Origin of the sequence: Streptomyces venezuelae, from assembly GCF_008642335.1 — a bacterium.
In the GTDB taxonomy this organism is placed as follows: Bacteria; Actinomycetota; Actinomycetes; order Streptomycetales; family Streptomycetaceae; genus Streptomyces; species Streptomyces venezuelae_F.
In genome coordinates this window covers 1,639,492-1,664,279 of record NZ_CP029191.1, presented here as the reverse complement: position 1 = coordinate 1,664,279, position 24,788 = coordinate 1,639,492, and the positions used below count along the sequence as shown (strand labels likewise).

The window sequence follows — 24,788 nt, the reverse complement described above, 5'->3', positions numbered from 1 at the left end:
GCCTGTGGAGAGCAGTGTGACGCAATCGATTGGACAGCCAATCATCCCATGATTCTATGATGACCCCATGGCTAGCGAGAACACCGAGACGATGACCCCGACGGCGAAGTCCCCCCTACCGACCGACAGCGGCGAGAAACAGGCCCCCACGCGCGCGTGGGCGACGCGACTCGTCATCGTCGGCATCGTCCTGGCCGCCATGAACCTCCGCCCGGCCATCACCAGCCTCGGCGCCCTCCTCGAAGAGGTCCGCGACGGCCTCGGCATGAGCGGCACCCTCGCGGGCCTGCTCACCTCCGTGCCGCCGCTCTGCTTCGCGTTCTTCGGCGTGATGGCGCCCCGCCTCGCCAAGCGCTTCGGCCCGAGCGCGGTCGTCTGCGTCGGCATGGCCGCCATCGCCGCCGGCCTGGTGATCCGGCCCTTCATCGGCGGCACCGCGGGCTTCCTCGCCGCCACCGCACTCGCCCTCGCGGGCATCGCCGTCAGCAACGTCCTGATGCCCGTCATCGTCAAGCGCTGGTTCCCCGACCGCGTCGGCTCCATGACCGGCCTGTACTCGATGGCACTCGCCCTCGGCACGTCCCTCGCGGCCGCCCTCACCGTGCCCGTCACCGACGGCCTCGGGGGACGCTGGCAGACCGGCCTCGCCGTGTGGGCCCTGCTCGCCGTCGTCGCCGTCATCCCCTGGATCCCGCTCGTCCGCGACCGCAGCCAGACCGCCGCAGCTGTGCCGGAGCACGTCAGCGCCGCTGTACGACGTGAGGACGACGGGCTGCGCATCACCTCCAGCCGCACCGCCTGGGCGCTCGCCGTCTTCTTCGGCCTCCAGGCCACCGCCGCGTACATCACGATGGGCTGGATGCCGCAGATCTTCCGCGACGCGGGCGTCCCCGCGGGCGAGGCGGGCGTCCTGCTCGCCGTCACGATGGCCATGGGCGTGCCCCTGGCGTTCGTCATCCCCCGGGTCGCCACGCGCCTCACCAACCAGGGCCCAGTCGTGATCGTCCTCGGTGCGTGCGGTCTCGCCGGGTACGCGGGTCTCTACCTCGCCCCCGCGGGCGGCGCCTGGGCCTGGGCCCTGCTGCTCGGCATCTCCAACTGCGCCTTCCCGCTCGCCCTCACCATGGTCGGCATGCGCGCCAAGAGCAGCGTGGGCGTGGCCAAGCTGTCCGCCTTCGCGCAGAGCACGGGCTACCTGATCTCGATCCCGGGCCCGCTCCTCGTGGGCGTGCTCTACCAGCACAGCGGCGGCTGGGGGCTGCCCCTGACGCTCATGGCCGGCCTCATGGTGCCGCAGATCGTCGTCGGCACCCTCGCGGGCCGCAACCGCACGGTCGAGGACGAGGTGGCGGCGACGAGGGCCGCTGCGGCCTGACCCCGGCGGAGAGGGGGCGGGCAAAGGGTGCGAGACTGGCCGTATGCCCGTCCTTGACCCGAACCCCCAGAACGGCCAGAAGAAGCTGCTCATCGTGCTCGGCTCGATGCTGGCCATCACCGTGATCATCGGCATCATCGCGTCGATCGCCTCGCCGTGAACCGGCCCCCGGGCGGACGGTGGTGGGGCTAGCACCACCATCCCCTAGGGGGTCAGTGTCAGGGTCAAGTGGGTGGATCTCCGGATGGGTTGAGGGGCGCCGATCGCCTAACTTCGAGTTGTGGCCGCGAAGACGCGGCACGGAGCACTCGAGGACCACGGAGGCGTCAATGTCGGCCCGATCGCACACCCTGCGCGACCCGGCGAAGTCGGGCAGCATCGAGGTCCAGCTTCCCTGGTGGGCGATCGCCCTCCCCGCCGTCGCCTTCGCCGCGCTGCTCCTGCTGATCCTGAACCCCGTGGACGCGCACGCCGCATCCAGCGAGCCGGTGATCACCAATCTCCTGGAGCGGATACGGACGATGATCCTGCGCACGGCTTCCTGACCTGGTTCCCAGGGGCGCCGTCACCCGCGTCGGGGGACCGCACCAACTCCCTGCGCCCCGTGGCGCGTTTCATGCGAAGCTGGGAAGCATGAGCGTCGCAGAACCCCGCAGGATTGTCCTCTTCCGGCATGCGAAGGCCGACTGGCCGCAGGTTTCCGACCACGAGAGGCCGCTCGCCGAGCGCGGACGCCGGGACGCCCCCGTCGCCGGGCGCAAGCTGGCCGACAGCGGCATCGCCTTCGACATGGCCCTCTGCTCGACCGCCGCCCGGACCCGTGAGACCTGGAAGCTCGCCGTCCAGGAACTCCCGCAGCGCCCGAAGACCGTCTACGAAGATCGGGTGTACGAAGCCTCTCCCGGTGAGCTGATCGCCGTGCTCAACGAAACCCCGGACGACGTGCGGGACCTCGTCCTGATCGGCCACAACCCCGGCATCCAGGGCCTCACCGACGTCCTCGCGGGGGACTCCGAGGGCGACGCCAGAACGCGCCTCAACCGCAGGGGCTTCCCGACCGCGGCCTTCGCCGTCCTGACGTACTCGGGTTCGTGGAAGGCGCTGGAGCCGGGCGTGGCCACGCTCGTCGACTACTGGGCGCCGTCCGAGTAGCCCCTCTCCCCACCCACCCGTGGCAAGGGGCCCGGCACCTGTGCGGTGCCGGGCCCCTTTGACGTACGCGATCCGCCGTGACGTACGCGATCCGCCGCGACGTAGGCGATCCGCGCCGTGGCCTCAGTCCGTGTGCGTGTCCGCCGCCTCGACCTCTTCGCGGGTGATGCCGAGGAGGTAGAGGACGGTGTCCAGGAAGGGGACGTTCACCGCGGTGTGCGCCGCCTCGCGGACCACGGGCTTGGCGTTGAAGGCGACGCCGAGGCCCGCCGCGTTCAGCATGTCCAGGTCGTTCGCGCCGTCGCCGATCGCGACGGTCTGCTCCAGCGGGACGCCGGCCTCCGTGGCGAAGCGCCGCAGCAGCCTGGCCTTGCCCGCGCGGTCGACGATCTCGCCGGTCACCTTGCCGGTGAGCTTGCCGTCGACGATCTCCAGGGTGTTGGCCTGGGCGAAGTCGAGGCCGAGACGTTCCTTCAGATCGTCGGTGACCTGAGTGAACCCGCCCGAGACGACGCCCACTTGGTAGCCGAGGCGCTTGAGGGTACGGATCAGGGTGCGGGCGCCCGGCGTGAGCCGTACCTCGGAGCGGACCTTGTCCACGACCGAGGCGTCGAGACCCGCGAGGAGCGCCACGCGGGCGTGCAGCGACTGCTCGAAGTCCAGCTCCCCGCGCATCGCCGCCGCCGTCACCTCGGCGACCTCGGCCTCGCATCCGGCGTGCGCGGCGAAGAGTTCGATGACCTCGTCCTGGATGAGCGTCGAGTCGACGTCCATCACGACCAGGCGCTGGGCGCGGCGGTGCAGGCCCGCCGCCACGACGGCGACGTCCACGCCGAGCCGGGCGGCCTCTATGGCGAGGGCGGTGCGCAGCGGCTCCGTCTCGGTGCCGGACACGGCGAACTCGACTGCGGTGACCGGGTACTTGGCGAGCCGGAAGATACGGTCGATGTTGCCGCCGGTGGCGGTGATGCTCGCGGCGATCGCGGCCGTCGACTCGGAGGTCAGCGGGTGGCCGAGGACGGTCACCAGCGAACGCCCGAGGCCTCGGGGCCGGTTGTCGCCGATGCCCGAGATGATCTCGGCCTGCATCTTCATGGACTCCGCCCAGCTGTGGACGGTGGCGCGCAGATCACCCTCCAGACCGGCGGGCGGCTCGGTCACGAGCGCGCACAGCACGATCCGGCCACGGGTGACGACCTGCTCGATGTCGACGACGTCGACGGAGTAGGCGGCGAGGGTGTCGAAGAGCCCGGCGGTGATGCCGGGGCGGTCCTTGCCGAAGATCTTGACGAGGAGCGTCGGGATGTCGGCGGGCTGAGGGGGCTGCGAAGCACTCATGGTGATCCCTACGGTATCCGCCCTCTTCTCACCCGCGCCCCCCAGTCCGCCTGCCGGACGCCCCAACGACCCCGCCCCGATTCCCCCCGCCCGCCTCCCGGACACCCCCGGCGATCCCGCACCGATTCCCGCAGCCCGCCTGCCGGACGCCCCCAGCGATCCCGCACCGGTTCCCCCCCCGCTCGTCTACCGGACGCCCCCGGCGATCCCGCCCCGGTTCCCCCCAGCCCGCCTGCCGGACGCCGCCCGTGGCTCGGCGTCGTGCCCCGAGTTCACCTGCTGGACGTCATCCGTGGTTCCCCTGGGTAAGAGACGAGCGCCCACCCCCCCAGCCTCGCGTCCCGGGACCCCGCCCTCCCGTTGTGGGCAGGTGTGCCGCAGGGCGGCACGGGTGGGCACAACCCACGGTGCCGGGGGCCGTTCAGTCGGGCCTCCGCGGGGTCTTGGGGGGTGGTGGCGGAGGTGGAGGCGGGGGTGGCCAGTCTGCGGAGCGGGAGCGGCGTCGGGATGGTGGGGGAGGGGGGACCACCGGGCCCAGGACGGTGGGGGCTCCGGAGACGTCCCGGTCGGAGCCAGAAGCGGGCGGCGTCTCACGGGACTCCGGCGCCTCACGGGACTCCGGTGGGCCACCAGACCCTGGCGGGCCACCAGACCTGACCGGCCCCGCGCCCCCCGAATCCGTGCGCAAGTACGGGTTCGTGTCCGGGTTCGGCGGCCGGTACGGCGCCCCAGGCGCGTACGGCCCCGCCCCCGAGTCGCCGGGCCCGTACGGCCCCGCCCCCGAGTCGCCGGGCCCGTACGGCCCCGCCCCCGAGTCGCCGGGCCCGTACGGCCCCGCCCCCGAGTCGCCGGACCCATATGGCCCCGCCCCCGAGTCGCCGGACCCGTATGCCCCCGCCCCCGGATCCCGAGGCGCATACGGCCCCGCCCCCGCCCCCGCCCCCGCAGGCACCGCAGCGGAACCCCCACCCCCAAAGAGACCCCCCGCGCCGGAGGCGAGGGCCAACGGCGCCGCTCGGTCGCCCGCCGCCCCCGTCGCCACCGCGAGAAACGCCCCGAGCAGGCCCGCCCCGAACCCCCACGCCGCCCCCAGCACCGCCGCCATCCCCACCCGTCCGTGCAGCTCGACCCCCGCACCGAACGCGTCGAAGCCGAAGACGGAGAGGGAAGCGTCGGCCGACACCTCCGTCAGCCACACCAACAGCGGCAGCCCCAGCGCCGTCACGACCCCCAGCCGCACCCCGCACCGCCCCGCGAATCCCACCGCGGACACCGTGTCCCGGGCGCGTGGCGTGCGTACCGCCGTCAGTACCCCCGCGAACAGCATCGCCATCGCCGCCGCGACGCCCAGCAGCCAGACTCTCCCGTCCAGTTCGGCGAGGCGGCCGAGCGTGAGCGGCTTGTCGGAAGGGCCCGTCAGGAGGTCGTCCACCGGGGCCGGCAGGAAGCGGGTGAGCGCGCCCGTCGCCTGGCCGTCCCACGGGACGAGAAGGCCGACCGGCAGGGCGAGCCAGACACCGTTCGGCGCCCCCAGCAGCGCCGCGCCCGCGATCCGCTTCGGATGGTCGTCGCCGATCATCGCGTACGCCGCCGCGGCGAACCCCGCGGCGACGGCGACCAGCACCACCGTGACCAGCGCGGACGCGGCGGGCCGCACCACCCGGTGCAGGCCGTCCAGGGCGCGCGGCAACGGCGTGCGGCGCGAGGCGAGGAGGGCGATGAGCAGGACGCCCGTGACCCAGACCGCGCCGCCGAGCAGCGTCGGACCGGTGTCGACGGTGAACCCGACCGACGCCTTCGCGTCCACGAGGTCCCCGAGCCGGCCCGGCAGCAGCCCGCCGATGTCCCCGATCCCGCCGGGCAGCTTGTCGCCGATGCCGCCCGGCAGCTCGTCGATGCCCTTCTCGATCCCCTCGTCGATGCCGAGCTGCTTGCCGTCGATCGTGACGATGTCGTGACCGGCCCAGGCGAGCCCCGCGAGCATCCCGAGGAAGAGAGCGATCACCGCGCCCGCACGGGCGAGGAGTTCGGCGGGTGCGATCACGGCACCCGCGCCGCGCAGAGAACGCAGGAAGAAGTGCGCGAGCAGGAGCGCTCCGACCAAACCCACACCGAGTGGCGCAATATCGACTGTTGTCGTCGCCTCGGCGTCGTCCAGGCCGAACGCGGAGACGTCGCCGGACGGCGTGACTGAACCTCCCGCCCCCAGCGCCACGGTCGCCGCCGTCAGCGGTCCGAGCGCGGCCACCGCGTCCGCGCCGAGCAGGTGCAGGGCGAGCGCGGCCGTCCCCGCCATCCCCACCAGCGCCCAACTGACCGCGGCGATCGCGGAGAGCAGCACATCGCCCCACCGCACGCCCCGGCTCTCGCCGTTCCGTTCCTCGGCCTGCATCAGGACCCCCCGGACCGCAGCGCGTTGCCCTGAATGCACTTAATGCTCTCAATGAGCATGATCCGTATGCACTGATGGGCGCTTACTACTCTCCGGGGTGATTTCTTCTCCGTCAACGGGGCAACCCGTCACGCGCGTACGCAGTCTTCACAAGGCCCGACTTTCGGTCAGAGCCCTCCGCCTGAAATAGTTCCTCCCGATGTTCGACATCCCTAGACTCCCCATCGATGGGGGCTAGCTCGGGGGACAACTCAGTGGGGCTGGAGTGCCGGAACTCGTACTGGAATTGAATGGCAGGACCTGGACGCTGGACGCGTCCAGGCCGTACACCCTCGGACGCGATCCGCAGGGGGATATCTCGCTCGACGACGCCAGGGTGTCCTGGCGCCACGCGACGATCAGCTGGAGCGGCCGCAGTTGGGTCATCGAGGACCACGGCAGCACCAATGGCACCTTCGTGCAGGGCCAGCGGATCCACCAGATGGAAATCGGTCCGGGCACGGCCGTGCACCTCGGCAACGCGACCGACGGCCCGCTGGTGAACGTGTCCGGTGGCGCCGCGGGCGCGGGCGCCGCGGCCGTCTCCGCGCCGCAGCACGCCCAGCAGCAGGCCGCGCCGCAGCATGCGCCCCAGCAGCACCAGCAGGGAGCACCCGGCTGGGCCGGCCAGACCCCGCAGCAGCAGGCACCCCAGCAGCAGGCCCCGTACCAGCCGCAGCAGCAGGGCTGGCAGCAGCAACAGCAGCCACCGCAGCAGCACCAGGCACCGGCGCATCAGCAGCACCCGCCTCAGCAGCAGCACCAGTCGCACGTGCCCCAGCAGCAGGGCGGCCCGTCCGAGCAGTACGCACAGAAAACTCCGGGTTCCGGCGGCGTCGCGGGGGCCCCGCCGGTCTACGGCGACCGCAGCCCCACGACGTTCCACCAGCTGGCGCTGGGCCGCAAGATGCGCATCGGCCGTGCGCTCGAGAACGAGCTGGTCGTCTCCGACCTGCAGGTCTCGCGCCACCACGCCGAGTTCACCGCGACGCCCGACGGCCGCTTCGAGATCCACGACCTCGGATCCCACAACGGCACGTACGTCAACGGCCAGCCGATCGCGAAGTCCTCGACCGTCACCATCGGCCCGAACGACATCGTCGGCGTCGGCCACTCGACCTTCCGCATCGTCGGCGGACAGCTCGAGGAGTTCGTCGACACCGGTGACGTCTCCTTCTCGGCCCGCCACCTCACGGTCACGGTCGACGGCGGCAAGCAGATCCTCAAGGACGTCTCCTTCGGCGTCCCGGAGAAGTCGCTCATCGCGGTCATCGGCCCCTCGGGTTCCGGCAAGTCCACCCTGCTCAAGGCGCTCACCGGCTACCGGCCCGCCAACCAGGGCGACGTCCTGTACGACAACAGGAACCTGTACAAGCAGTTCGCGGAGCTGCGTCAGCGCATCGGTCTGGTCCCGCAGGACGACATCCTGCACAAGGAGCTGACCGTCAAGAAGGCCCTCAAGTACGCGGCCAAGCTGCGCTTCCCCGCGGACACCACGGAGGCCGAGCGCGAGTCCCGCATCGACGAGGTCCTGCGCGAGCTCAAGCTGGACATCCACAAGGAGAAGAAGGTCACCTCCCTCTCCGGCGGCCAGCGCAAGCGCGTGTCCGTGGCCCTGGAGCTCCTGACCAAGCCGTCGCTGATCTTCCTGGACGAGCCGACCTCCGGCCTCGACCCGGGCATGGACCGCGACGTCATGCAGCTCCTGCGCGGCCTCGCCGACGACGGCCGCACGGTCCTCGTCGTCACGCACTCGGTCGCCGAGCTGGCGATCTGCGACAAGCTCCTCGTGATGGCGCCCGGCGGTTCGGTGGCGTACTTCGGCCCGCCGGAGGAAGCCCTCAACTTCTTCGGCTACAGCACCTGGGCCGACGTCTTCTCCGCCTTCGAGAACTACCGCGACTACGACTGGGCGGGCCGCTGGAAGGGCTCGCAGCACTACCAGATGTACGCCGCGGACATCGACGCCGTCGCCGCGCAGTCCGTACAGATGCCGCCGCCCCAGGCCGTGAAGCCGCCGAAACCGCAGGGCTGGGGGTCACAGCTGTGGACCCTGATCCGGCGCTACGTCTCGGTGATCGCCTCCGACAAGGGCTTCATGGGCCTGATGGTGATTCTGCCCGCGGTCCTCGGCATCGTCAGCGTCGTGATCCCGGCCGACTTCGGCCTCGCGCCACCGAAACCGCCGATCAAGTTCAACGGCGACGCCGGCACCATCATGCTGATCCTCGCGGTCGGCATGTGCTTCTCCGGCGCGGCCAACTCCGTACGTGAACTGATCAAGGAACGGGTCATCTACGAACGGGAACGGGCCACCGGCCTGTCCCGCTCGGCGTATCTGATGTCCAAGGTCATCGTCCTCGGCGTGATCACGGCCCTCCAGGGCGTCATCATCTGCGGCATCGGCTTCGCCCCCCGCGAGCTGCCGGAGGAGGGGCTCCTCATGCCCCCGGCCGTGGAGATCTGCCTGACGATCATCGCGCTCGGCTTCACGTCGATGATGTTCGGCCTGGTCATCTCCTCGCTGGTGAAGACCTCCGAGAAGACCATGCCGCTCCTGGTCATGTTCGCGATCGTCCAGGTCGTGTTCACCGGCGTCCTCTTCCAGATCTACGGCTCGCCGGGCCTGGAGCAGTTCGCCTGGCTCATGCCGTCCCGCTGGGCCATCGCCGGCGCGGGCGCCACGCTCGACCTGGCGCACCTCATGCCGCCGTGGGACCCGAAGAAGCCGGGCGACCTCGACCCGCTGTGGGAGCACTCGGCAGGCCAGTGGGGCCTCAACATCACGGTCCTGATCCTGCTCGGCGTCATCTGCGGCTTCGCGGTCGCGCGCCTGCTGCGCCGCCACGAGCCGGAGGTCATGCGCAAGTGACCGGTGCCCTCGGGCACACGAGAAGGGCGGCACCCCGCACGGGGTGCCGCCCTTCGGCGTCTCGCGAACCTCAGCTTCGGCTGAAGAGGTCCAGTGATCAGGCGATCAAGGCTCAGTAGGCGCCGTTCACGTTGTCCATCGAGCCGTACCGGTCGGCGGCGTAGTTGGCCGCGGCCGTGATGTTGGCGACCGGGTCGTAGATGTTCGTCGAGGTGCCGTCGACGTGGTACGCGTTGAACGTCGGCTGGATGACCTGGAGCAGGCCGATCGACGGGGTGCCGTTGATGGCGTTGATGTCCCAGCCGTTCACGGCGTTCGGGTTGCCCGAGGACTCCCGGATGATGTTGCGGTGCAGGCCCTCGTAGGTGCCGGGGATGCCCTTGGCCTTCATGATGTCGAGGGACTGGCGGATCCAGCCGTCGAGGTTGTTGGCGTAGACGGGCTTGCGGGCGGCGGCGCGGCTGGCGGCCTCCTTGGCCTTGCGCTCGTCCTCGGCCTTCTTCTTCGCGGCGGCCTCGTCGGCGCGCTTCTTGGCCTCGTCGGCCTTCTTCTTCTCGGCGCTGGCCTTCTCGGCGGCGTCCTTGGCCTGCTTGTCGGCGTTGGACTGCTGCTTCGAGACGCTGGCGTGGACGGCCTGCTGCGCGTCGGTGCCCGCGGAGAAGGCGACGGGGGAGACGTCGCCCGCGGCCTGGGTGGTGGCCTCGGAGTTGCCCGGCACGAGGGAGAACGCGAGGGCGGCGGCGCCGAGCGTGGCGACACCGGCGATCGAGAGCTTCTGGCTCTTGGTCACGGTCGAGCGACTATGACCAGGAAGGCTGTACTTGGACATGCGAGATGGACCTCTTCGGATAGCGGAGGTCGCTCTGGGCCGGCGGGGGACAAGGTGCTTCTCCGGCACAAACGCCGCGGTGCAGAGACCGCGGCGCCGAGCGACGGGAGCAATTCTTAGCGGCCGCAAAAATCTGTGGCAAAGGTGTGACGTACGATCGCGCATAGTGGATCAGCGGATCCGTACAAGCCTCCGGTGGCACGCATCCCCGTGACATAAAGGGATTCTTTATCTCCTAGGGACCTTCGTACGTGATGTGCGTCCTATGCGCGGGCTCACATCGAACGCGTAACAGTCTCACCAAGAGTTGCCCGAGCAACGCTCTCCGTGAGGAGTGCCCAGAGGTCGCGTACGGACCATGGACCTAGGCCCCGCGCCCTAGGCGCAGGCCTCCACAGGTCGGATACGCACGGTGACACCCCGCCGGTAGCGTGTGTCCATGAGTCAAGGACCCCGATCCGGCCTGACCGCGGTGAGCTCCGCGCTCCTCGCCATGAGCAGGCACCTCGAGGTGCGCGACGTCCTCAAGACGATCGTCGCCTCGGCCCGCGAGCTGCTCGACGCCGAGTACGCCGCGCTGGGGGTCCCCGACGACCACGGCGGCTTCGCCCAGTTCGTCGTCGACGGAGTCAGCGACGACCAGTGGAAGGCCATCGGCCCCCTGCCCCGGCAGCACGGCATCCTCGCCTCCATGCTCCAGAAGGGCGAGACCGTCCGCCTCGGCGACGTGCGTGAGGACCCGCGCTTCGGCGGCTGGCCCTCCGCCCACCCGGACATGTCCGACTTCCTGGGCGTACCCATCCGCTCCGACGACGAGACGCTCGGCGCCCTCTTCCTCGCCAACAAGAAGTGCCCCAAGCCCCAGGGGATGTGCGGCTTCACCGAGGACGACGCCGAACTCCTCGCCATCCTCGCCCAGCACGCCGCCATCGCCCTCACCAACGCCCGCCTGTACGAGCGCAGCCGCGAGCTGACCATCGCCGAGGAACGCTCCCGCCTCGCCCACGAACTCCACGACGCCGTCAGCCAGAAACTCTTCTCGCTGCGCCTGACCGCCCAGGCCGCCACCGCCCTGGTGGACCGCGACCCCTGCCGGGCCAAGGGCGAACTGCAGCAGGTGGCGGTGCTCGCCGCCGAAGCCGCCGACGAACTGCGCGCGGCCGTCGTCGAGCTGCGCCCCGCCGCCCTCGACGAGGACGGCCTGGTGGCCACCCTGCGCACCCACACCCAGGTGCTGCACCGTGCGCACTCCGCCGAGGTCACCTTCGAGAGCAACGGAGTGCGGGCCCTGCCCGCCTCCCAGGAAGAAGCCATGCTGCGGGTCGCCCAGGAGGCCCTGCACAACGCTCTGCGTCACTCCGGCGCCGAGCACGTCGCCGTGCTCCTGGACAAGCGCGGCGCCGGTGCCGCCCTGCGCGTCGTCGACGACGGCTCGGGCTTCGACCCGAGGACGGTCCGGCGCGCGGGGCGCCACCTCGGCCTGGTCTCCATGCGGGACCGGGCGAGCGGGGTCGGCGGACGGCTGACCGTGGAATCGGAGCCCGGCAAGGGCACGACGATCGAGATGGAGGTGCCCGGTGGCTGACGCGGTGCGCGACACGGTCAACGCGGTCAATGAGGGGACAGGGATCCGGGTGCTGCTGGTCGACGACCACCAGGTGGTCCGGCGCGGCCTGCGCACGTTCCTGGAGATCCAGGACGACATCGACGTCGTCGGAGAGGCGTCGGACGGCGCCGAAGGAGTCGCACAGGCCGAGGAGCTCAAGCCGGACGTCGTCCTCATGGACGTCAAGATGCCCGGCATGGACGGCGTCGAGGCGCTGCGCAGGCTCCGCGAACTGGGCAACCCCGCGCGCGTGCTCATCGTCACCAGCTTCACCGAGCAGCGCACGGTCGTCCCGGCCCTGCGCGCCGGCGCGGCGGGATACGTGTACAAGGACATCGACCCGGACGCCCTCGCCGGCGCCATCCGCTCCGTGCACGCCGGGCACGTGCTCCTGCAGCCCGAGGTGGCGGGCGCCCTCCTCTCCCAGGAGGAGACGGGCGGCGGGCAGGGCAGGGGCGGTTCGCTCACCGAGCGCGAACGCGAGGTCCTCGGCCTCATCGCCGACGGCCGCTCGAACCGCGAGATCGCCCGCGCCCTCGTCCTCTCAGAGAAGACCGTCAAGACCCACGTCTCGAACATCCTGATGAAGCTGGACCTGGCCGACCGCACCCAGGCCGCGCTCTGGGCCGTACGCCACGGCGTGGCCGGCTGAGAGCTCCGTCGACCGTCGACTTGCGGTCTGAGATTCATACCGTCGTGTGGATGTCCCCCGGATGGCGTATCCCCCGGGACGTTCGGGCGTTCTCCAGTGCGTGCTGCGGCGGCTGGCCGCAGCTTCTGCTCAGGAGGAACGTAGAAGTGAAGAACCTGAAGAAGGCCGCTGCCGTCACGATGGTGGCCGGCGGCCTGGTTGCGGCCGGCGCCGGCATGGCTTCCGCCCACGGTGGCGCGCACGCCGACGGAGTCGCCAAGAACTCCCCCGGTGTCGTCTCGGGCAACCTGGTCCAGGCCCCGGTCCACGTCCCGGTGAACGCCTGCGGCAACACCGTCACCGTCATCGGCGGCCTCAACCCGGTGTTCGGCAACGTCTGCAAGAACTTCTGATCGCATCCTGCGAGCAGCACGCCCCCTGACCCCGTCATCTCCGGGGTCGCCCATGTCAGCAGGAGGAGCACGTCCCATGAACAGCATCGCCAAGAAGGCCGCCCTCGCCGTCGTCGCCGCCGGTCTCGCCGCGGGCGCGTCCGCCGGAGTCGCCTCCGCCACCTCGGACGCCCAGGCCGACGGTGTCGCCACGAAGTCCCCGGGCGTCGGTTCCGGCAACCTCGTCCAGGTGCCGGTCGACGTCCCGGTCAACGCCACCGGCAACAGCGTGAACGTCATCGGCGTCCTCAACCCGGCGTTCGCCAACCACACGGTGAACCACTGAGGCACAAGCCCCGGCGCGGGCCCCGCGGACCGACAAGGTCCGCGGGGCCCGCGTCATTGCACGGGGACCGGCTCTCAGCGCCCGCCGCCCCGCTCCCGCTCCTCCACATACGCGTTGTACGCGGCCACCTGCGCCCGCCGCGCCGTCCGCTCCACGGGCCGCAACGCCTGCCCCCGCGCGGCCATCTCCGACGCGCTCACGGCCCCGCCGGGCCCGTTCTCGTACGCCAGTGAGATCAGCAGACCGACCCGCTGGGCCAGCTCGAGCACTCTCACCGCCCGCGGCGGGTAGCCCGGCGCAAGCAGCTCGCGCCCGCGCTCCGCCCGTGCCCGGTACGCGTCGAGCGCCGCCTCGGCCACCGGCCCCGACCCGGCGACATCGAGCCGCGACAGCACCTCCGTCGCCTCCCGCAGCGCCTCCGCGAGCTCCCGCTCCGCCTCGCCCAGCGAGGGCACGTCGGCGGGCGGCGCCTCACGCACCGTCAGACAGTGCCAGACGACCTCCACATGTACGTCGCCGTCGGGCCCCGCCTCGTACACCTCGGGCACGAGACCGTACGGCGCGCCGAAACCGACGACCGCCTCCTCCGCCTCCAGGGCGCGCGCGTTGAACTCGGGCGGCCCGCTCAGCCCCAGCGGATGCCCCGGTGCGGGCAGCGCCACCCGCAGACCGGTCACCCCCAGGGAGCGCAGCCGCCCCATCGCGAGGGTCAGCCCGACCGGGCCGGATTCCCCGGGAAGTCCTTCGACCCGGTGCACCGCGTCGTCGCCGACCATCGCGAGCACGGCGTCATCCGGAGAAACAAGTCCGGCCAAAAGGGCATTTCCCCATGCGGCCAGGCGTCCTGAGCGTGGTTCCGAGAGCATGCACACAGCCTAAGGACCGGGCTCACGACAGGAACGGTCGGCCGGTGGCGTAGGTTTTATCCGGGGGCCGCGTCCACAGGCGCGAGCGACGACCGAGACTGCAATGGGAGACAGCGCGCTCATGAGCGATGTACTGGAGCTTGAGGACGTATCTGTGGTCCGCGAGGGCCGGGCTCTGGTGGACCAGGTCTCCTGGTCGGTCAAGGAAGGGGAGCGCTGGGTCATCCTCGGCCCCAACGGCGCCGGCAAGACCACCCTCCTCAACGTCGCGTCCAGCTACCTCTACCCGAGCACCGGCACCGCGACCATCCTCGGCGAGACCCTCGGCAAGCCCGGCACGGACGTCTTCGAACTGCGCCCGCGCATCGGCGTCGCCGGCATCGCGATGGCGGAGAAGCTGCCCAAGCGCCAGACCGTCCTCCAGACGGTCCTCACCGCCGCCTACGGAATGACCGCCGGCTGGCACGAGGACTACGAGGACGTGGACGAGCAGCGCGCCCGCGCCTTCCTCGACCGCCTCGGCATGAGCGACTACCTCGACCGCAGGTTCGGCACCCTCTCCGAGGGCGAGCGCAAGCGCACCCTGATCGCCCGCGCCCTGATGACCGACCCCGAGCTGCTCCTCCTCGACGAGCCCGCCGCGGGCCTCGACCTCGGCGGCCGCGAGGACCTCGTACGCCGCCTCGGCCGCCTCGCCCGCGACCCGATCGCCCCCTCCATGATCATGGTCACGCACCACGTCGAGGAGATCGCGCCCGGCTTCACCCACGTCCTGATGATCCGCCAGGGCAAGGTCCTCGCCGCGGGCCCGCTGGAGCTGGAACTCACCTCCCGCAACCTCAGCCTCTGCTTCGGTCTCCCGCTCGTCGTGGACCAGAAGAATGACCGCTGGACCGCCACGGGCCTCCCGCTCAGCTGATCGGCGCCCTGTCCCCGGAGGGACCCGCGGTCCTACGATGACCACGTGGACATCGACGCATGGGTGTGGTGGCTGATCGGGGCCGCCGCACTCGGAATCCCGCTCGTACTGACCGCGATGCCGGAGCTCGGCATGCTCGCCGTGGGCGCCGTCGCGGCCTCCGTGACCGCGGGCCTCGGCGGCGGCGCCGTGCTCCAAGTCGTCGTCTTCGCCGCGGTATCGGTGGCGCTCATCGCCGTCGTGCGCCCCATCGCGACCCGGCACCGGGCCGACCGACCCGAACTGGTCACCGGAGTCGACGCCCTGAAGGGCAGATCCGCGCTCGTCCTCGAACGGGTCGACGGCTCCGGCGGACGCATCAAGCTGGCGGGTGAGATCTGGTCGGCCCGCGCCCTGGACACCGACCGTGCCTACGAAGCCGGCCAGGAGGTCGACGTCGTCGAGATCGACGGAGCGACGGCCGTCGTCATGTGAATGCCCCACGGGCGGTACGACGGTCTGACAGACTCGACCAGCAAGATCTTCGCGGCCGCGCGGAATCTTTCGGGAACGCGGAATCTTTCGGGAACACCGAGGCATGAAGGGTACGGGGAACCACGATGCAACCAATCATCATCGTCCTGATCATTCTGGTGGTGCTGGTATTCATCGCCCTGATCAAGACCATCCAGGTCATCCCACAGGCCAGCGCCGCCATCGTCGAGCGCTTCGGCCGCTACACCCGCACGCTGAACGCCGGACTGAACATCGTCGTCCCGTTCATCGACTCGATCCGCAACCGCATCGACCTGCGTGAACAGGTCGTCCCCTTCCCGCCGCAACCCGTGATCACCCAGGACAACCTGGTGGTCAACATCGACACCGTCATCTACTACCAGGTGACCGACGCCAGGGCCGCGACGTACGAGGTCGCCAGCTATATCCAGGCGATCGAGCAGCTCACCGTCACCACCCTGCGCAACATCATCGGTGGCATGGACCTGGAGCGGACCCTCACCTCCCGCGAGGAGATCAACGCGGCCCTGCGCGGCGTCCTCGACGAGGCGACCGGCAAGTGGGGCATCCGCGTCAACCGCGTCGAGCTCAAGGCGATCGAGCCGCCGACCTCCATCCAGGACTCGATGGAGAAGCAGATGCGCGCCGACCGCGACAAGCGCGCCGCGATCCTCCAGGCCGAGGGTGTGCGGCAGTCGGAGATCCTGCGCGCCGAGGGCGAGAAGCAGTCCGCGATCCTGCGCGCCGAAGGTGAGGCCAAGGCCGCCGCCCTGCGCGCCGAGGGCGAGGCCCAGGCGATCCGCACGGTCTTCGAGTCGATCCACGCGGGCGACCCCGACCAGAAGCTCCTGTCCTACCAGTACCTCCAGATGCTCCCGAAGATCGCCGAGGGCGACGCCAACAAACTCTGGATCGTGCCCAGCGAGATCGGCGACGCCCTCAAGGGCCTCGGCGGCGCGCTCGGCAACTTCGGCCCGCTGGGCGGCGGTTCCGGCGGCTCGGCCCCCGCCACCGAGCGCCGCGAACAGCCCCCGATCGACTGATACGCACGATCCGTACGCGGCAGGGACGCTAGGCGGCGGGCTGCGCCAGCCACTCCGGCAGCGAGGCCAGCTCGTCCCTGCCGAGCGACAGGAGCATCGCGTCGGCCGGTGTCGGCTCGAACGGCTGCCGGAGCAGCGGCATCCCGGCCTCCTCCGGAGTCCGGTTCGCCTTGCGGTGATTGTCCAGCGCGCACGAGGCGACCGTGTTCAGCCAGGAATCGGCGCCGCCCTGCGACCGCGGCACCACGTGGTCCACGGTCGTGGCGCGCCTCCCGCAGTACGCGCACCGGTGCCGGTCCCTGACCAGCACGCCCCGTCTCGACCACGGTGCCTGTCTTCGGAACGGCACCCGTACGTATCTGCAGAGCCTGATCACCCGGGGCACGGGTATGTCGATCGCCGCCGCGCGCACACGCAGTCCGGGGTGGGCGTGCTCAACCACGGCCTTGTCCTGGAGCACCAGAACGACGGCCCGGTTGAGCGACACCGTCGAGAGCGGCTCGAAGCTCGCGTTCAGCACCAGCGTGTCCCGCATCAACCTGCCCACCTCCCGTATGCACCGGCCCACCGGCTGGCGGGCTGGGGATCAACTCTGGCCGGGCACGCCGAGATGGACAACGCAATAAAAAATGCCCGCCTCTGATCACTTCCATGACCAGAGGCGGGCAAACACTGAGTGAACACTCAGTACCTGACAGTCACTCAGCTCTCCGCGGGAGCCGCGTACTCGGCGATCACCTGGGCGCGCGCCAGCGTGTGGAACCGGAGGTTGAAGCCCACGAAAGCGGGCGGCGCGTCCGAGTCGGGACCCAGCTTCTCCTGGTCCACCGCGTACACGGTGAACACATAACGGTGCGGCCGGTCGCCCGCAGGCGGCGCCGCACCCCCGAAGTCCTTCGTCCCGAAGTCGTTGCGCACCTGCACCGCGCCCTCGGGCAGCCCCTCGAACTTCCCGCTGCCCGCACCGCCCGGCAGCTCGGTCACCGAGACCGGGATGTCGAAGACGGTCCAGTGCCAGAACCCGCTGCCCGTCGGGGCGTCCGGGTCGAAGCACGTCACGGCGAAGCTCTTGGTCTCCGGCGGGAAGCCCTCCCACCGCAGCTGCGGCGAGGTGTTCCCGGCCGCGTAGACCTGAGCGTCCTTGAGGACCGCACCCGGCTCGAAGTCCTCGCTCGTGACCGTGAAGGACGGCACGGGCGGATGGAAGTCGTGGGGAAGCGGCGGCCTCTTGAGCTCGCTCACGTAGGCACCTCCTGGTTGATTGCCGGGTCTTGCTGATCCCTTCCGAGCCTAGAACCAGTTGCGCTTGCTGCCGACCTGGGACAGCCACTCGTTCAGGTACGCCGCCCAGTCCGTGCCCTGGAAGTCGTTCAGCCCCACCTTGAACGAGCGGAACGAGTCGCTGCCCTCGCTGAACAGCCCCGGCTTCTTGTCCATCTCCAGGACGACGTCCATCTCGCGGTCGTCGGCGACGAAGCTCAGCTCGACCTGGTTGAGACCGCGGTACTGCTGCGGCGGGAAGAACTCGATCTCCTGGTAGAAGGGGAGCTTCTGCCGCGTACCGCGGATGTGACCGCGCTCCATGTCCGCGCTCTTGAAGCGGAAGCCCAGCTGGATGAAGGCGTCCAGGATGGCCTGCTGCGCCGGCAGCGGGTGCACGTTGATCGGGTCCAGGTCACTGGAGTCCACGGCGCGCGCGATCTCCAGCTCGGTGGTCACACCGATGTTCATGCCGCGCAGCTGCTGCCCGTCGATGCTCGTGACCGGGGTCTCCCACGGGATCTCCAGGGTGAACTGGACGGCGTGCACCTGATTGGCCCGCAGCGTGAAGGCACCGCCGAGCCGCACCTTGGTGAACTCGATGTCCTGCTTGGTCTCCTGGTCGCCGCTCTCGACCTCGACCCGTGCCTGCAGACCGACGGAGAGACCCTCGATCTCCTGGTCCACCGAACCGCCCTGGATCCGCACCTCACCCTGGACGACGCCGCCCGGAACCACGTTGACCTCGGCCAGCACGGTCTCCACCGAGGCGCCACCGGCACCCAGACTCGCGAGCAGCTTCTTGAACCCCATGACACTCCATCCCCAGGCCGCCGCCTGTGGCTCGTCGCGACTTGAATACTTGATCGATAGAAACGCGAGGGAACCGTCCGCGGTTCCGCACCCTCACCCTGGCAACCCGGCGGCCCGTGGGCCACCCATGGATGAAGACAAGTGCATTACGCTCGTACGGCATGATCGCGAGCCCTGACCGTACGCCCCTGACCCGAGACTTCTTCGACCGACCGGTCCTGGAGGTCGCCCCGGACCTGCTCGGCCGGATCCTCGTACGGGACTCCGCTGACGGCCCGATCGAAGTGCGCCTGACAGAGGTGGAGGCGTACGCCGGCGAGGTCGACCCCGGCTCCCATGCCTACCGCGGCCGCACCGCCCGCAACAGCGTGATGTTCGGACAGGGCGGACACATGTACGTCTACTTCACCTACGGCATGTGGCACTGCATGAACCTGGTGTGCGGTCCCGAGGGCAAGGCGGGCGCGGTCCTGCTGCGTGCGGGCGAGATCACCGAGGGCATGGAGCTCGCCCGCAAACGACGACTCTCGGCCCGTAACGACAAGGAACTGGCCAAAGGCCCCGCCCGCCTGGCCACCGCCCTGGACGTGGACCGCCGGCTCGACGGCGCCGACGTCTGCGGGGACCCGTCGTCCCCCTTCTCCGTACTGACCGGCACACCCACCCCGTCCGACCAGGTCAGCAGCGGACCCCGCACGGGCGTCGCGGGGGAGGGCGGCGTCCACCCGTGGCGCTTCTGGATGACCAACGACCCTACGGTCAGCCCCTATCGGGCCCACGTCCCCCGCCGCCGCCGAACTTGACGCGGCCTTGGTGCCTCCGTAAGGTAGTCCAAGTCGCTTGAACCGGGTACGGCAATCTGCCGTCAGCCCGGAAGCGGCCAACCACTACCTGACAACTTCCCCTCGGCGGGGTCTTATTCGGCGTGTCCGCATGCCGTAATTCGAACTCGCGAAACTCGATTATGAGTTGCGGAGGGAATCCGCTAAAGTAGTGAACACGCCGAAAGGCAAAGGCCCTCCAGCGGCCACCGGAAATGAAATCCGAACCGGAAACGGAACGGAAAACGGATCTGGTAAGGTTGGAAACACGAAATACCGAAGGGAAGCGCCCGGAGGAAAGCCCGAGAGGGTGAGTACAAAGGAAGCGTCCGTTCCTTGAGAACTCAACAGCGTGCCAAAAGTCAACGCCAGATATGTTGATAACCCCGGCTCACTTCGGTGAGTTGGAGGTTCCTTTGAAAAAACACAGCGAGGACGCTGTGAACGGACGGGATTATTCCTCCCGACCGTTCCGCTCTCGTGCTGTGTCACCGGATTACCGGTACACATTCACGGAGAGTTTGATCCTGGCTCAGGACGAACGCTGGCGGCGTGCTTAACACATGCAAGTCGAACGATGAACCACTTCGGTGGGGATTAGTGGCGAACGGGTGAGTAACACGTGGGCAATCTGCCCTTCACTCTGGGACAAGCCCTGGAAACGGGGTCTAATACCGGATAACACCTTCTCTCGCATGGGAGAGGGTTGAAAGCTCCGGCGGTGAAGGATGAGCCCGCGGCCTATCAGCTTGTTGGTGAGGTAGAAGCTCACCAAGGCGACGACGGGTAGCCGGCCTGAGAGGGCGACCGGCCACACTGGGACTGAGACACGGCCCAGACTCCTACGGGAGGCAGCAGTGGGGAATATTGCACAATGGGCGAAAGCCTGATGCAGCGACGCCGCGTGAGGGATGACGGCCTTCGGGTTGTAAACCTCTTTCAGCAGGGAAGAAGCGAAAGTGACGGTACCTGCAGAAGAAGCGCCGGCTAACTACGTGCCAGCAGCCGCGGTAATACGTAGGGCGCAAGCGTTGTCCGGAATTATTGGGCGTAAAGAGCTCGTAGGCGGCTTGTCACGTCGATTGTGAAAGCTCGGGGCTTAACCCCGAGTCTGCAGTCGATACGGGCTAGCTAGAGTGTGGTAGGGGAGATCGGAATTCCTGGTGTAGCGGTGAAATGCGCAGATATCAGGAGGAACACCGGTGGCGAAGGCGGATCTCTGGGCCATTACTGACGCTGAGGAGCGAAAGCGTGGGGAGCGAACAGGATTAGATACCCTGGTAGTCCACGCCGTAAACGGTGGGAACTAGGTGTTGGCGACATTCCACGTCGTCGGTGCCGCAGCTAACGCATTAAGTTCCCCGCCTGGGGAGTACGGCCGCAAGGCTAAAACTCAAAGGAATTGACGGGGGCCCGCACAAGCAGCGGAGCATGTGGCTTAATTCGACGCAACGCGAAGAACCTTACCAAGGCTTGACATACACCGGAAACGGCCAGAGATGGTCGCCCCCTTGTGGTCGGTGTACAGGTGGTGCATGGCTGTCGTCAGCTCGTGTCGTGAGATGTTGGGTTAAGTCCCGCAACGAGCGCAACCCTTGTTCTGTGTTGCCAGCATGCCCTTCGGGGTGATGGGGACTCACAGGAGACCGCCGGGGTCAACTCGGAGGAAGGTGGGGACGACGTCAAGTCATCATGCCCCTTATGTCTTGGGCTGCACACGTGCTACAATGGCCGATACAATGAGCTGCGATACCGTGAGGTGGAGCGAATCTCAAAAAGTCGGTCTCAGTTCGGATTGGGGTCTGCAACTCGACCCCATGAAGTTGGAGTTGCTAGTAATCGCAGATCAGCATTGCTGCGGTGAATACGTTCCCGGGCCTTGTACACACCGCCCGTCACGTCACGAAAGTCGGTAACACCCGAAGCCGGTGGCCCAACCCCTTGTGGGAGGGAGCTGTCGAAGGTGGGACTGGCGATTGGGACGAAGTCGTAACAAGGTAGCCGTACCGGAAGGTGCGGCTGGATCACCTCCTTTCTAAGGAGCACTTCTTACCGAGTCCGCTCGGTCAGAGGCCACTACGTCGGCAAACGTTCGACGGTGGTTGCTCATGGGTGGAACGTTGACTACTCGGCACACTTGATCGTCTTCTCCTTCTAGTACTGCTCGTCAGAGCGTGGAGCGTTGAGGGAAGCGGTGAAGGGTGTCGGGCACGCTGTTGGGTATCTGAGGGTACGGGCTGTAAAGCCTGTCCTTCGGGATGCCGACCCCGGTGCACTCACTGGTTTTCCAGTGGGGTGATGGGTGGTTGGTCGTTGTTTGAGAACTGCACAGTGGACGCGAGCATCTGTGGCCAAGTTTTTAAGGGCGCACGGTGGATGCCTTGGCACCAGGAACCGATGAAGGACGTGGGAGGCCACGATAGTCCCCGGGGAGTCGTCAACCAGGCTTTGATCCGGGGGTTTCCGAATGGGGAAACCCGGCAGTCGTCATGGGCTGTCACCCGCTGCTGAACACATAGGCAGTGTGGAGGGAACGCGGGGAAGTGAAACATCTCAGTACCCGCAGGAAGAGAAAACAACCGTGATTCCGGGAGTAGTGGCGAGCGAAACCGGATGAGGCCAAACCGTATGCGTGTGAGACCCGGCAGGGGTTGCGCATACGGGGTTGTGGGATCTCTCTTTCACAGTCTGCCGGCTGTGAGACGAGTCAGAAACCGTTGATGTAGACGAAGGACATGCGAAAGGTCCGGCGTAGAGGGTAAGACCCCCGTAGTCGAAACGTCAGCGGCTCGTTTGAGAGACACCCAAGTAGCACGGGGCCCGAGAAATCCCGTGTGAATCTGGCGGGACCACCCGTTAAGCCTAAATATTCCCTGGTGACCGATAGCGGATAGTACCGTGAGGGAATGGTGAAAAGTACCGCGGGAGCGGAGTGAAATAGTACCTGAAACCGTGTGCCTACAAGCCGTGGGAGCGTCGGGATGGAGCTTGCTCCATCCTCGTGACTGCGTGCCTTTTGAAGAATGAGCCTGCGAGTTTGCGGTGTGTTGCGAGGTTAACCCGTGTGGGGAAGCCGTAGCGAAAGCGAGTCCGAACAGGGCGATTCAGTAGCGCGCTCAAGACCCGAAGCGGAGTGATCTAGCCATGGGCAGGTTGAAGCGGCTGTAAGAGGTCGTGGAGGACCGAACCCACCAGGGTTGAAAACCTGGGGGATGACCTGTGGTTAGGGGTGAAAGGCCAATCAAACTCCGTGATAGCTGGTTCTCCCCGAAATGCATTTAGGTGCAGCGTCGTGTGTTTCTTGCCGGAGGTAGAGCACTGGATAGGCGATGGGCCCTACCGGGTTACTGACCTTAGCCAAACTCCGAATGCCGGTAAGTGAGAGCGCGGCAGTGAGACTGTGGGGGATAAGCTCCATGGTCGAGAGGGAAACAGCCCAGAGCATCGACTAAGGCCCCTAAGCGTACGCTAAGTGGGAAAGGATGTGGAGTCGCAGAGACAACCAGGAGGTTGGCTTAGAAGCAGCCACCCTTGAAAGAGTGCGTAATAGCTCACTGGTCTAGTGATTCCGCGCCGACAATGTAGCGGGGCTCAAGCGTACCGCCGAAGTCGTGTCATTCCAGCAATAAGCCCCAACGGGTGCTGGGATGGGTAGGGGAGCGTCGTGTGCCGGGTGAAGCTGCGCCGGAAGGCAGTGGTGGACGGTTCACGAGTGAGAATGCAGGCATGAGTAGCGATACATACGTGAGAAACGTGTGCGCCGATTGACTAAGGGTTCCTGGGTCAAGCTGATCTGCCCAGGGTAAGTCGGGACCTAAGGCGAGGCCGACAGGCGTAGTCGATGGATAACCGGTTGATATTCCGGTACCCGCTGTGAAGCGTCAAACATCGAATCAGGCGATGCTAAGTCCGTGAAGCCGCCCCGGAGCCTTCGGGCAAAGGGGAGTGGTGGAGCCGACGGACCAGACTTGTAGTAGGTGAGTGATGGGGTGACGCAGGAAGGTAGTCCAGCCCGGGCGGTGGTTGTCCCGGGGTAAGGGTGTAGGCCGTGCGGTAGGTAAATCCGTCGCACACGAGGCTGAGACCTGATGCCGAGCCGATTGTGGTGAAGTGGATGATCCTATGCTGTCGAGAAAAGCCTCTAGCGAGTTTCATGGCGGCCCGTACCCTAAACCGACTCAGGTGGTCAGGTAGAGAATACCGAGGCGTTCGGGTGAACTATGGTTAAGGAACTCGGCAAAATGCCCCCGTAACTTCGGGAGAAGGGGGGCCATCACCGGTGATGAGTCTTGCACTCTGAGCTGGGGGTGGCCGCAGAGACCAGCGAGAAGCGACTGTTTACTAAAAACACAGGTCCGTGCGAAGCCGTAAGGCGATGTATACGGACTGACGCCTGCCCGGTGCTGGAACGTTAAGGGGACCGGTTAGTGCGCTTTCGGGCGTGCGAAGCTGAGAACTTAAGCGCCAGTAAACGGCGGTGGTAACTATAACCATCCTAAGGTAGCGAAATTCCTTGTCGGGTAAGTTCCGACCTGCACGAATGGCGTAACGACTTCTCGACTGTCTCAACCATAGGCCCGGTGAAATTGCACTACGAGTAAAGATGCTCGTTTCGCGCAGAAGGACGGAAAGACCCCGGGACCTTTACTACAGTTTGATATTGGTGTTCGGTTCGGCTTGTGTAGGATAGGTGGGAGACTGTGAAGCGGGCACGCCAGTGTTCGTGGAGTCGACGTTGAAATACCACTCTGGTCGTGCTGGATGTCTAACCTCGGTCCGTGATCCGGATCAGGGACAGTGTCTGATGGGTAGTTTAACTGGGGCGGTTGCCTCCCAAAGGGTAACGGAGGCGCCCAAAGGTTCCCTCAGCCTGGTTGGTAATCAGGTGTTGAGTGTAAGTGCACAAGGGAGCTTGACTGTGAGACCGACGGGTCGAGCAGGGACGAAAGTCGGGACTAGTGATCCGGCGGTGGCTTGTGGAAGCGCCGTCGCTCAACGGATAAAAGGTACCCCGGGGATAACAGGCTGATCTTCCCCAAGAGTCCATATCGACGGGATGGTTTGGCACCTCGATGTCGGCTCGTCGCATCCTGGGGCTGGAGTCGGTCCCAAGGGTTGGGCTGTTCGCCCATTAAAGCGGTACGCGAGCTGGGTTTAGAACGTCGTGAGACAGTTCGGTCCCTATCCTCTGTGCGCGTAGGAATATTGAGAAGGGCTGTCCCTAGTACGAGAGGACCGGGACGGACGAACCTCTGGTGTGCCAGTTGTCCTGCCAAGGGCATGGCTGGTTGGCTACGTTCGGAAAGGATAACCGCTGAAAGCATCTAAGCGGGAAGCCTGCTTCGAGATGAGTATTCCCACCCCCTTTGAGGGGTTAAGGCTCCCAGTAGACGACTGGGTTGATAGGCCAGATCTGGAAGCCCGGTAACGGGTGGAGGTGACTGGTACTAATAGGCCGAGGGCTTGTCCTCAGTTGCTCGCGTCCACTGTGTTGGTTCTGAAACAACGAACAGTTGTGTCGGCTGAACAGCGTCACTAATTAATTGAAAAGTGTGCTTGTTCGCTGCCCTGTTTGAGATCCTGCGTTTCCGCGGGATAT

20 protein-coding genes and 2 rRNA genes are annotated in these 24,788 nt (G+C 67.4%); 15 read left to right on the top strand and 7 right to left on the bottom strand.

The annotated features are described in order from the left end of the window. Window positions 1–67: 67 nt before the first annotated feature. The 4 genes from DEJ49_RS07345 to DEJ49_RS07330 all read left to right on the top strand — a co-directional run bounded on the left by DEJ49_RS07345 (window position 68) and on the right by DEJ49_RS07330 (window position 2,527). Window positions 68–1,375 (top strand): CynX/NimT family MFS transporter, encoded by a 1,308-nt coding sequence (locus DEJ49_RS07345; RefSeq protein WP_190329289.1) that lies wholly within the window; start codon window positions 68–70, stop codon window positions 1,373–1,375. 43 nt (window positions 1,376–1,418) lie between these two features. Next, window positions 1,419–1,535 carry an SGM_5486 family transporter-associated protein gene (locus DEJ49_RS36715; RefSeq protein ID WP_150166275.1) on the top strand — a complete coding sequence of 39 codons (117 nt, stop codon included), beginning with the start codon at window positions 1,419–1,421 and terminating at the stop codon, window positions 1,533–1,535. A gap of 169 nt (window positions 1,536–1,704) precedes the next feature. Beyond that, complete coding sequence (locus tag DEJ49_RS07335; RefSeq protein WP_150183368.1) at window positions 1,705–1,920, top strand: hypothetical protein; 216 nt, start codon at window positions 1,705–1,707, stop codon at window positions 1,918–1,920. An 88-nt stretch (window positions 1,921–2,008) separates the two neighbouring features. Then, window positions 2,009–2,527, top strand: a complete 519-nt coding sequence (locus tag DEJ49_RS07330; protein ID WP_150183367.1) for a SixA phosphatase family protein — start codon at window positions 2,009–2,011, stop codon at window positions 2,525–2,527. 123 nt (window positions 2,528–2,650) lie between these two features. Here the strand turns inward: DEJ49_RS07330 and serB are convergent, their stop codons facing one another. Continuing rightward, window positions 2,651–3,865 (bottom strand): phosphoserine phosphatase SerB, encoded by a 1,215-nt coding sequence (gene serB / locus DEJ49_RS07325; RefSeq protein ID WP_150166271.1) that lies wholly within the window; start codon window positions 3,863–3,865, stop codon window positions 2,651–2,653. Between the two features lie 421 nt (window positions 3,866–4,286). Further along, window positions 4,287–6,257: a streptophobe family protein gene (locus DEJ49_RS07320; protein ID WP_150183366.1), complete on the bottom strand. Its 1,971-nt coding sequence runs from the start codon at window positions 6,255–6,257 to the stop codon at window positions 4,287–4,289. A 265-nt stretch (window positions 6,258–6,522) separates the two neighbouring features. On the opposite strand from DEJ49_RS07320, the gene DEJ49_RS07315 reads away from it, so the two are divergent. After that, window positions 6,523–9,168, top strand: coding sequence for an FHA domain-containing protein (locus tag DEJ49_RS07315; RefSeq protein WP_150183365.1), 2,646 nt, complete (start codon window positions 6,523–6,525; stop codon window positions 9,166–9,168). 112 nt (window positions 9,169–9,280) lie between these two features. Here the strand turns inward: DEJ49_RS07315 and DEJ49_RS07310 are convergent, their stop codons facing one another. Next, entirely contained in the window at window positions 9,281–9,997 is a 717-nt protein-coding gene (locus DEJ49_RS07310) for a transglycosylase SLT domain-containing protein (protein ID WP_150183364.1), read from the bottom strand. 439 nt (window positions 9,998–10,436) lie between these two features. On the opposite strand from DEJ49_RS07310, the gene DEJ49_RS07305 reads away from it, so the two are divergent. From DEJ49_RS07305 to DEJ49_RS07290, 4 genes are all read left to right on the top strand, one after another. Next, window positions 10,437–11,582 (top strand): GAF domain-containing sensor histidine kinase, encoded by a 1,146-nt coding sequence (locus DEJ49_RS07305; protein WP_150183363.1) that lies wholly within the window; start codon window positions 10,437–10,439, stop codon window positions 11,580–11,582. Then, window positions 11,575–12,255: a response regulator transcription factor gene (locus DEJ49_RS07300; protein WP_317850444.1), complete on the top strand. Its 681-nt coding sequence runs from the start codon at window positions 11,575–11,577 to the stop codon at window positions 12,253–12,255. Before DEJ49_RS07305 ends, DEJ49_RS07300 begins: the two co-directional genes overlap by 8 nt. 146 nt (window positions 12,256–12,401) lie before the next feature. Beyond that, the gene (locus tag DEJ49_RS07295) at window positions 12,402–12,647 is read left to right on the top strand and encodes a chaplin (protein WP_150183362.1); all 246 of its coding nucleotides are present in this window, start codon (window positions 12,402–12,404) and stop codon (window positions 12,645–12,647) included. 76 nt (window positions 12,648–12,723) lie between these two features. Then, entirely contained in the window at window positions 12,724–12,972 is a 249-nt protein-coding gene (locus DEJ49_RS07290) for a chaplin (RefSeq protein WP_150183361.1), read from the top strand. 74 nt (window positions 12,973–13,046) lie between these two features. Here DEJ49_RS07290 and DEJ49_RS07285 read toward each other — a convergent pair whose 3' ends face one another. Beyond that, complete coding sequence (locus tag DEJ49_RS07285; protein WP_150183360.1) at window positions 13,047–13,838, bottom strand: hypothetical protein; 792 nt, start codon at window positions 13,836–13,838, stop codon at window positions 13,047–13,049. A gap of 121 nt (window positions 13,839–13,959) precedes the next feature. On the opposite strand from DEJ49_RS07285, the gene DEJ49_RS07280 reads away from it, so the two are divergent. The 3 genes from DEJ49_RS07280 to DEJ49_RS07270 all read left to right on the top strand — a co-directional run bounded on the left by DEJ49_RS07280 (window position 13,960) and on the right by DEJ49_RS07270 (window position 16,295). Beyond that, complete coding sequence (locus tag DEJ49_RS07280) at window positions 13,960–14,757, top strand: ABC transporter ATP-binding protein (protein ID WP_150183359.1); 798 nt, start codon at window positions 13,960–13,962, stop codon at window positions 14,755–14,757. A gap of 45 nt (window positions 14,758–14,802) precedes the next feature. After that, window positions 14,803–15,231 (top strand): NfeD family protein, encoded by a 429-nt coding sequence (locus DEJ49_RS07275; RefSeq protein ID WP_150183358.1) that lies wholly within the window; start codon window positions 14,803–14,805, stop codon window positions 15,229–15,231. 125 nt (window positions 15,232–15,356) lie between these two features. Beyond that, window positions 15,357–16,295, top strand: coding sequence for an SPFH domain-containing protein (locus tag DEJ49_RS07270; RefSeq protein WP_150166251.1), 939 nt, complete (start codon window positions 15,357–15,359; stop codon window positions 16,293–16,295). Between the two features lie 28 nt (window positions 16,296–16,323). Here the strand turns inward: DEJ49_RS07270 and DEJ49_RS07265 are convergent, their stop codons facing one another. The 3 genes from DEJ49_RS07265 to DEJ49_RS07255 form a co-directional block, all read right to left on the bottom strand. Beyond that, window positions 16,324–16,830 (bottom strand): HNH endonuclease, encoded by a 507-nt coding sequence (locus DEJ49_RS07265; RefSeq protein ID WP_150183357.1) that lies wholly within the window; start codon window positions 16,828–16,830, stop codon window positions 16,324–16,326. 167 nt (window positions 16,831–16,997) lie between these two features. Beyond that, window positions 16,998–17,537: a YbhB/YbcL family Raf kinase inhibitor-like protein gene (locus DEJ49_RS07260; RefSeq protein WP_150166247.1), complete on the bottom strand. Its 540-nt coding sequence runs from the start codon at window positions 17,535–17,537 to the stop codon at window positions 16,998–17,000. Window positions 17,538–17,585: 48 nt separating this feature from the next. Beyond that, window positions 17,586–18,368: a sporulation protein gene (locus DEJ49_RS07255; RefSeq protein ID WP_150183356.1), complete on the bottom strand. Its 783-nt coding sequence runs from the start codon at window positions 18,366–18,368 to the stop codon at window positions 17,586–17,588. A 161-nt stretch (window positions 18,369–18,529) separates the two neighbouring features. Here DEJ49_RS07255 and DEJ49_RS07250 point away from each other — a divergent pair, with 161 nt between their 5' ends. The 3 genes from DEJ49_RS07250 to DEJ49_RS07240 all read left to right on the top strand — a co-directional run bounded on the left by DEJ49_RS07250 (window position 18,530) and on the right by DEJ49_RS07240 (window position 24,660). Next, window positions 18,530–19,171, top strand: coding sequence for a DNA-3-methyladenine glycosylase (locus DEJ49_RS07250; RefSeq protein ID WP_150183355.1), 642 nt, complete (start codon window positions 18,530–18,532; stop codon window positions 19,169–19,171). Window positions 19,172–19,698: 527 nt separating this feature from the next. Further along, a 16S ribosomal RNA gene (locus DEJ49_RS07245) occupies window positions 19,699–21,224 on the top strand. A 314-nt stretch (window positions 21,225–21,538) separates the two neighbouring features. After that, window positions 21,539–24,660 (top strand): 23S ribosomal RNA (locus DEJ49_RS07240). Together the 16S and 23S rRNA genes form the textbook arrangement of a ribosomal RNA operon. The last annotated feature ends 128 nt before the right edge of the window (window positions 24,661–24,788 follow it).

Coding starts and splice junctions, on each gene's coding strand:
- DEJ49_RS07345 (WP_190329289.1), top strand. CDS start 68: ATGGCTAGCGAGAACACCGAGACGATGACCCCGACGGCGAAGTCCCCC.
- DEJ49_RS36715 (WP_150166275.1), top strand. CDS start 1,419: ATGCCCGTCCTTGACCCGAACCCCCAGAACGGCCAGAAGAAGCTGCTC.
- DEJ49_RS07335 (WP_150183368.1), top strand. CDS start 1,705: ATGTCGGCCCGATCGCACACCCTGCGCGACCCGGCGAAGTCGGGCAGC.
- DEJ49_RS07330 (WP_150183367.1), top strand. CDS start 2,009: ATGAGCGTCGCAGAACCCCGCAGGATTGTCCTCTTCCGGCATGCGAAG.
- serB (WP_150166271.1), bottom strand. CDS start 3,865: ATGAGTGCTTCGCAGCCCCCTCAGCCCGCCGACATCCCGACGCTCCTC.
- DEJ49_RS07320 (WP_150183366.1), bottom strand. CDS start 6,257: ATGCAGGCCGAGGAACGGAACGGCGAGAGCCGGGGCGTGCGGTGGGGC.
- DEJ49_RS07310 (WP_150183364.1), bottom strand. CDS start 9,997: ATGTCCAAGTACAGCCTTCCTGGTCATAGTCGCTCGACCGTGACCAAG.
- DEJ49_RS07305 (WP_150183363.1), top strand. CDS start 10,437: ATGAGTCAAGGACCCCGATCCGGCCTGACCGCGGTGAGCTCCGCGCTC.
- DEJ49_RS07290 (WP_150183361.1), top strand. CDS start 12,724: ATGAACAGCATCGCCAAGAAGGCCGCCCTCGCCGTCGTCGCCGCCGGT.
- DEJ49_RS07285 (WP_150183360.1), bottom strand. CDS start 13,838: ATGCTCTCGGAACCACGCTCAGGACGCCTGGCCGCATGGGGAAATGCC.
- DEJ49_RS07280 (WP_150183359.1), top strand. CDS start 13,960: ATGAGCGATGTACTGGAGCTTGAGGACGTATCTGTGGTCCGCGAGGGC.
- DEJ49_RS07270 (WP_150166251.1), top strand. CDS start 15,357: ATGCAACCAATCATCATCGTCCTGATCATTCTGGTGGTGCTGGTATTC.
- DEJ49_RS07265 (WP_150183357.1), bottom strand. CDS start 16,830: ATGCGGGACACGCTGGTGCTGAACGCGAGCTTCGAGCCGCTCTCGACG.
- DEJ49_RS07255 (WP_150183356.1), bottom strand. CDS start 18,368: ATGGGGTTCAAGAAGCTGCTCGCGAGTCTGGGTGCCGGTGGCGCCTCG.
- DEJ49_RS07250 (WP_150183355.1), top strand. CDS start 18,530: ATGATCGCGAGCCCTGACCGTACGCCCCTGACCCGAGACTTCTTCGAC.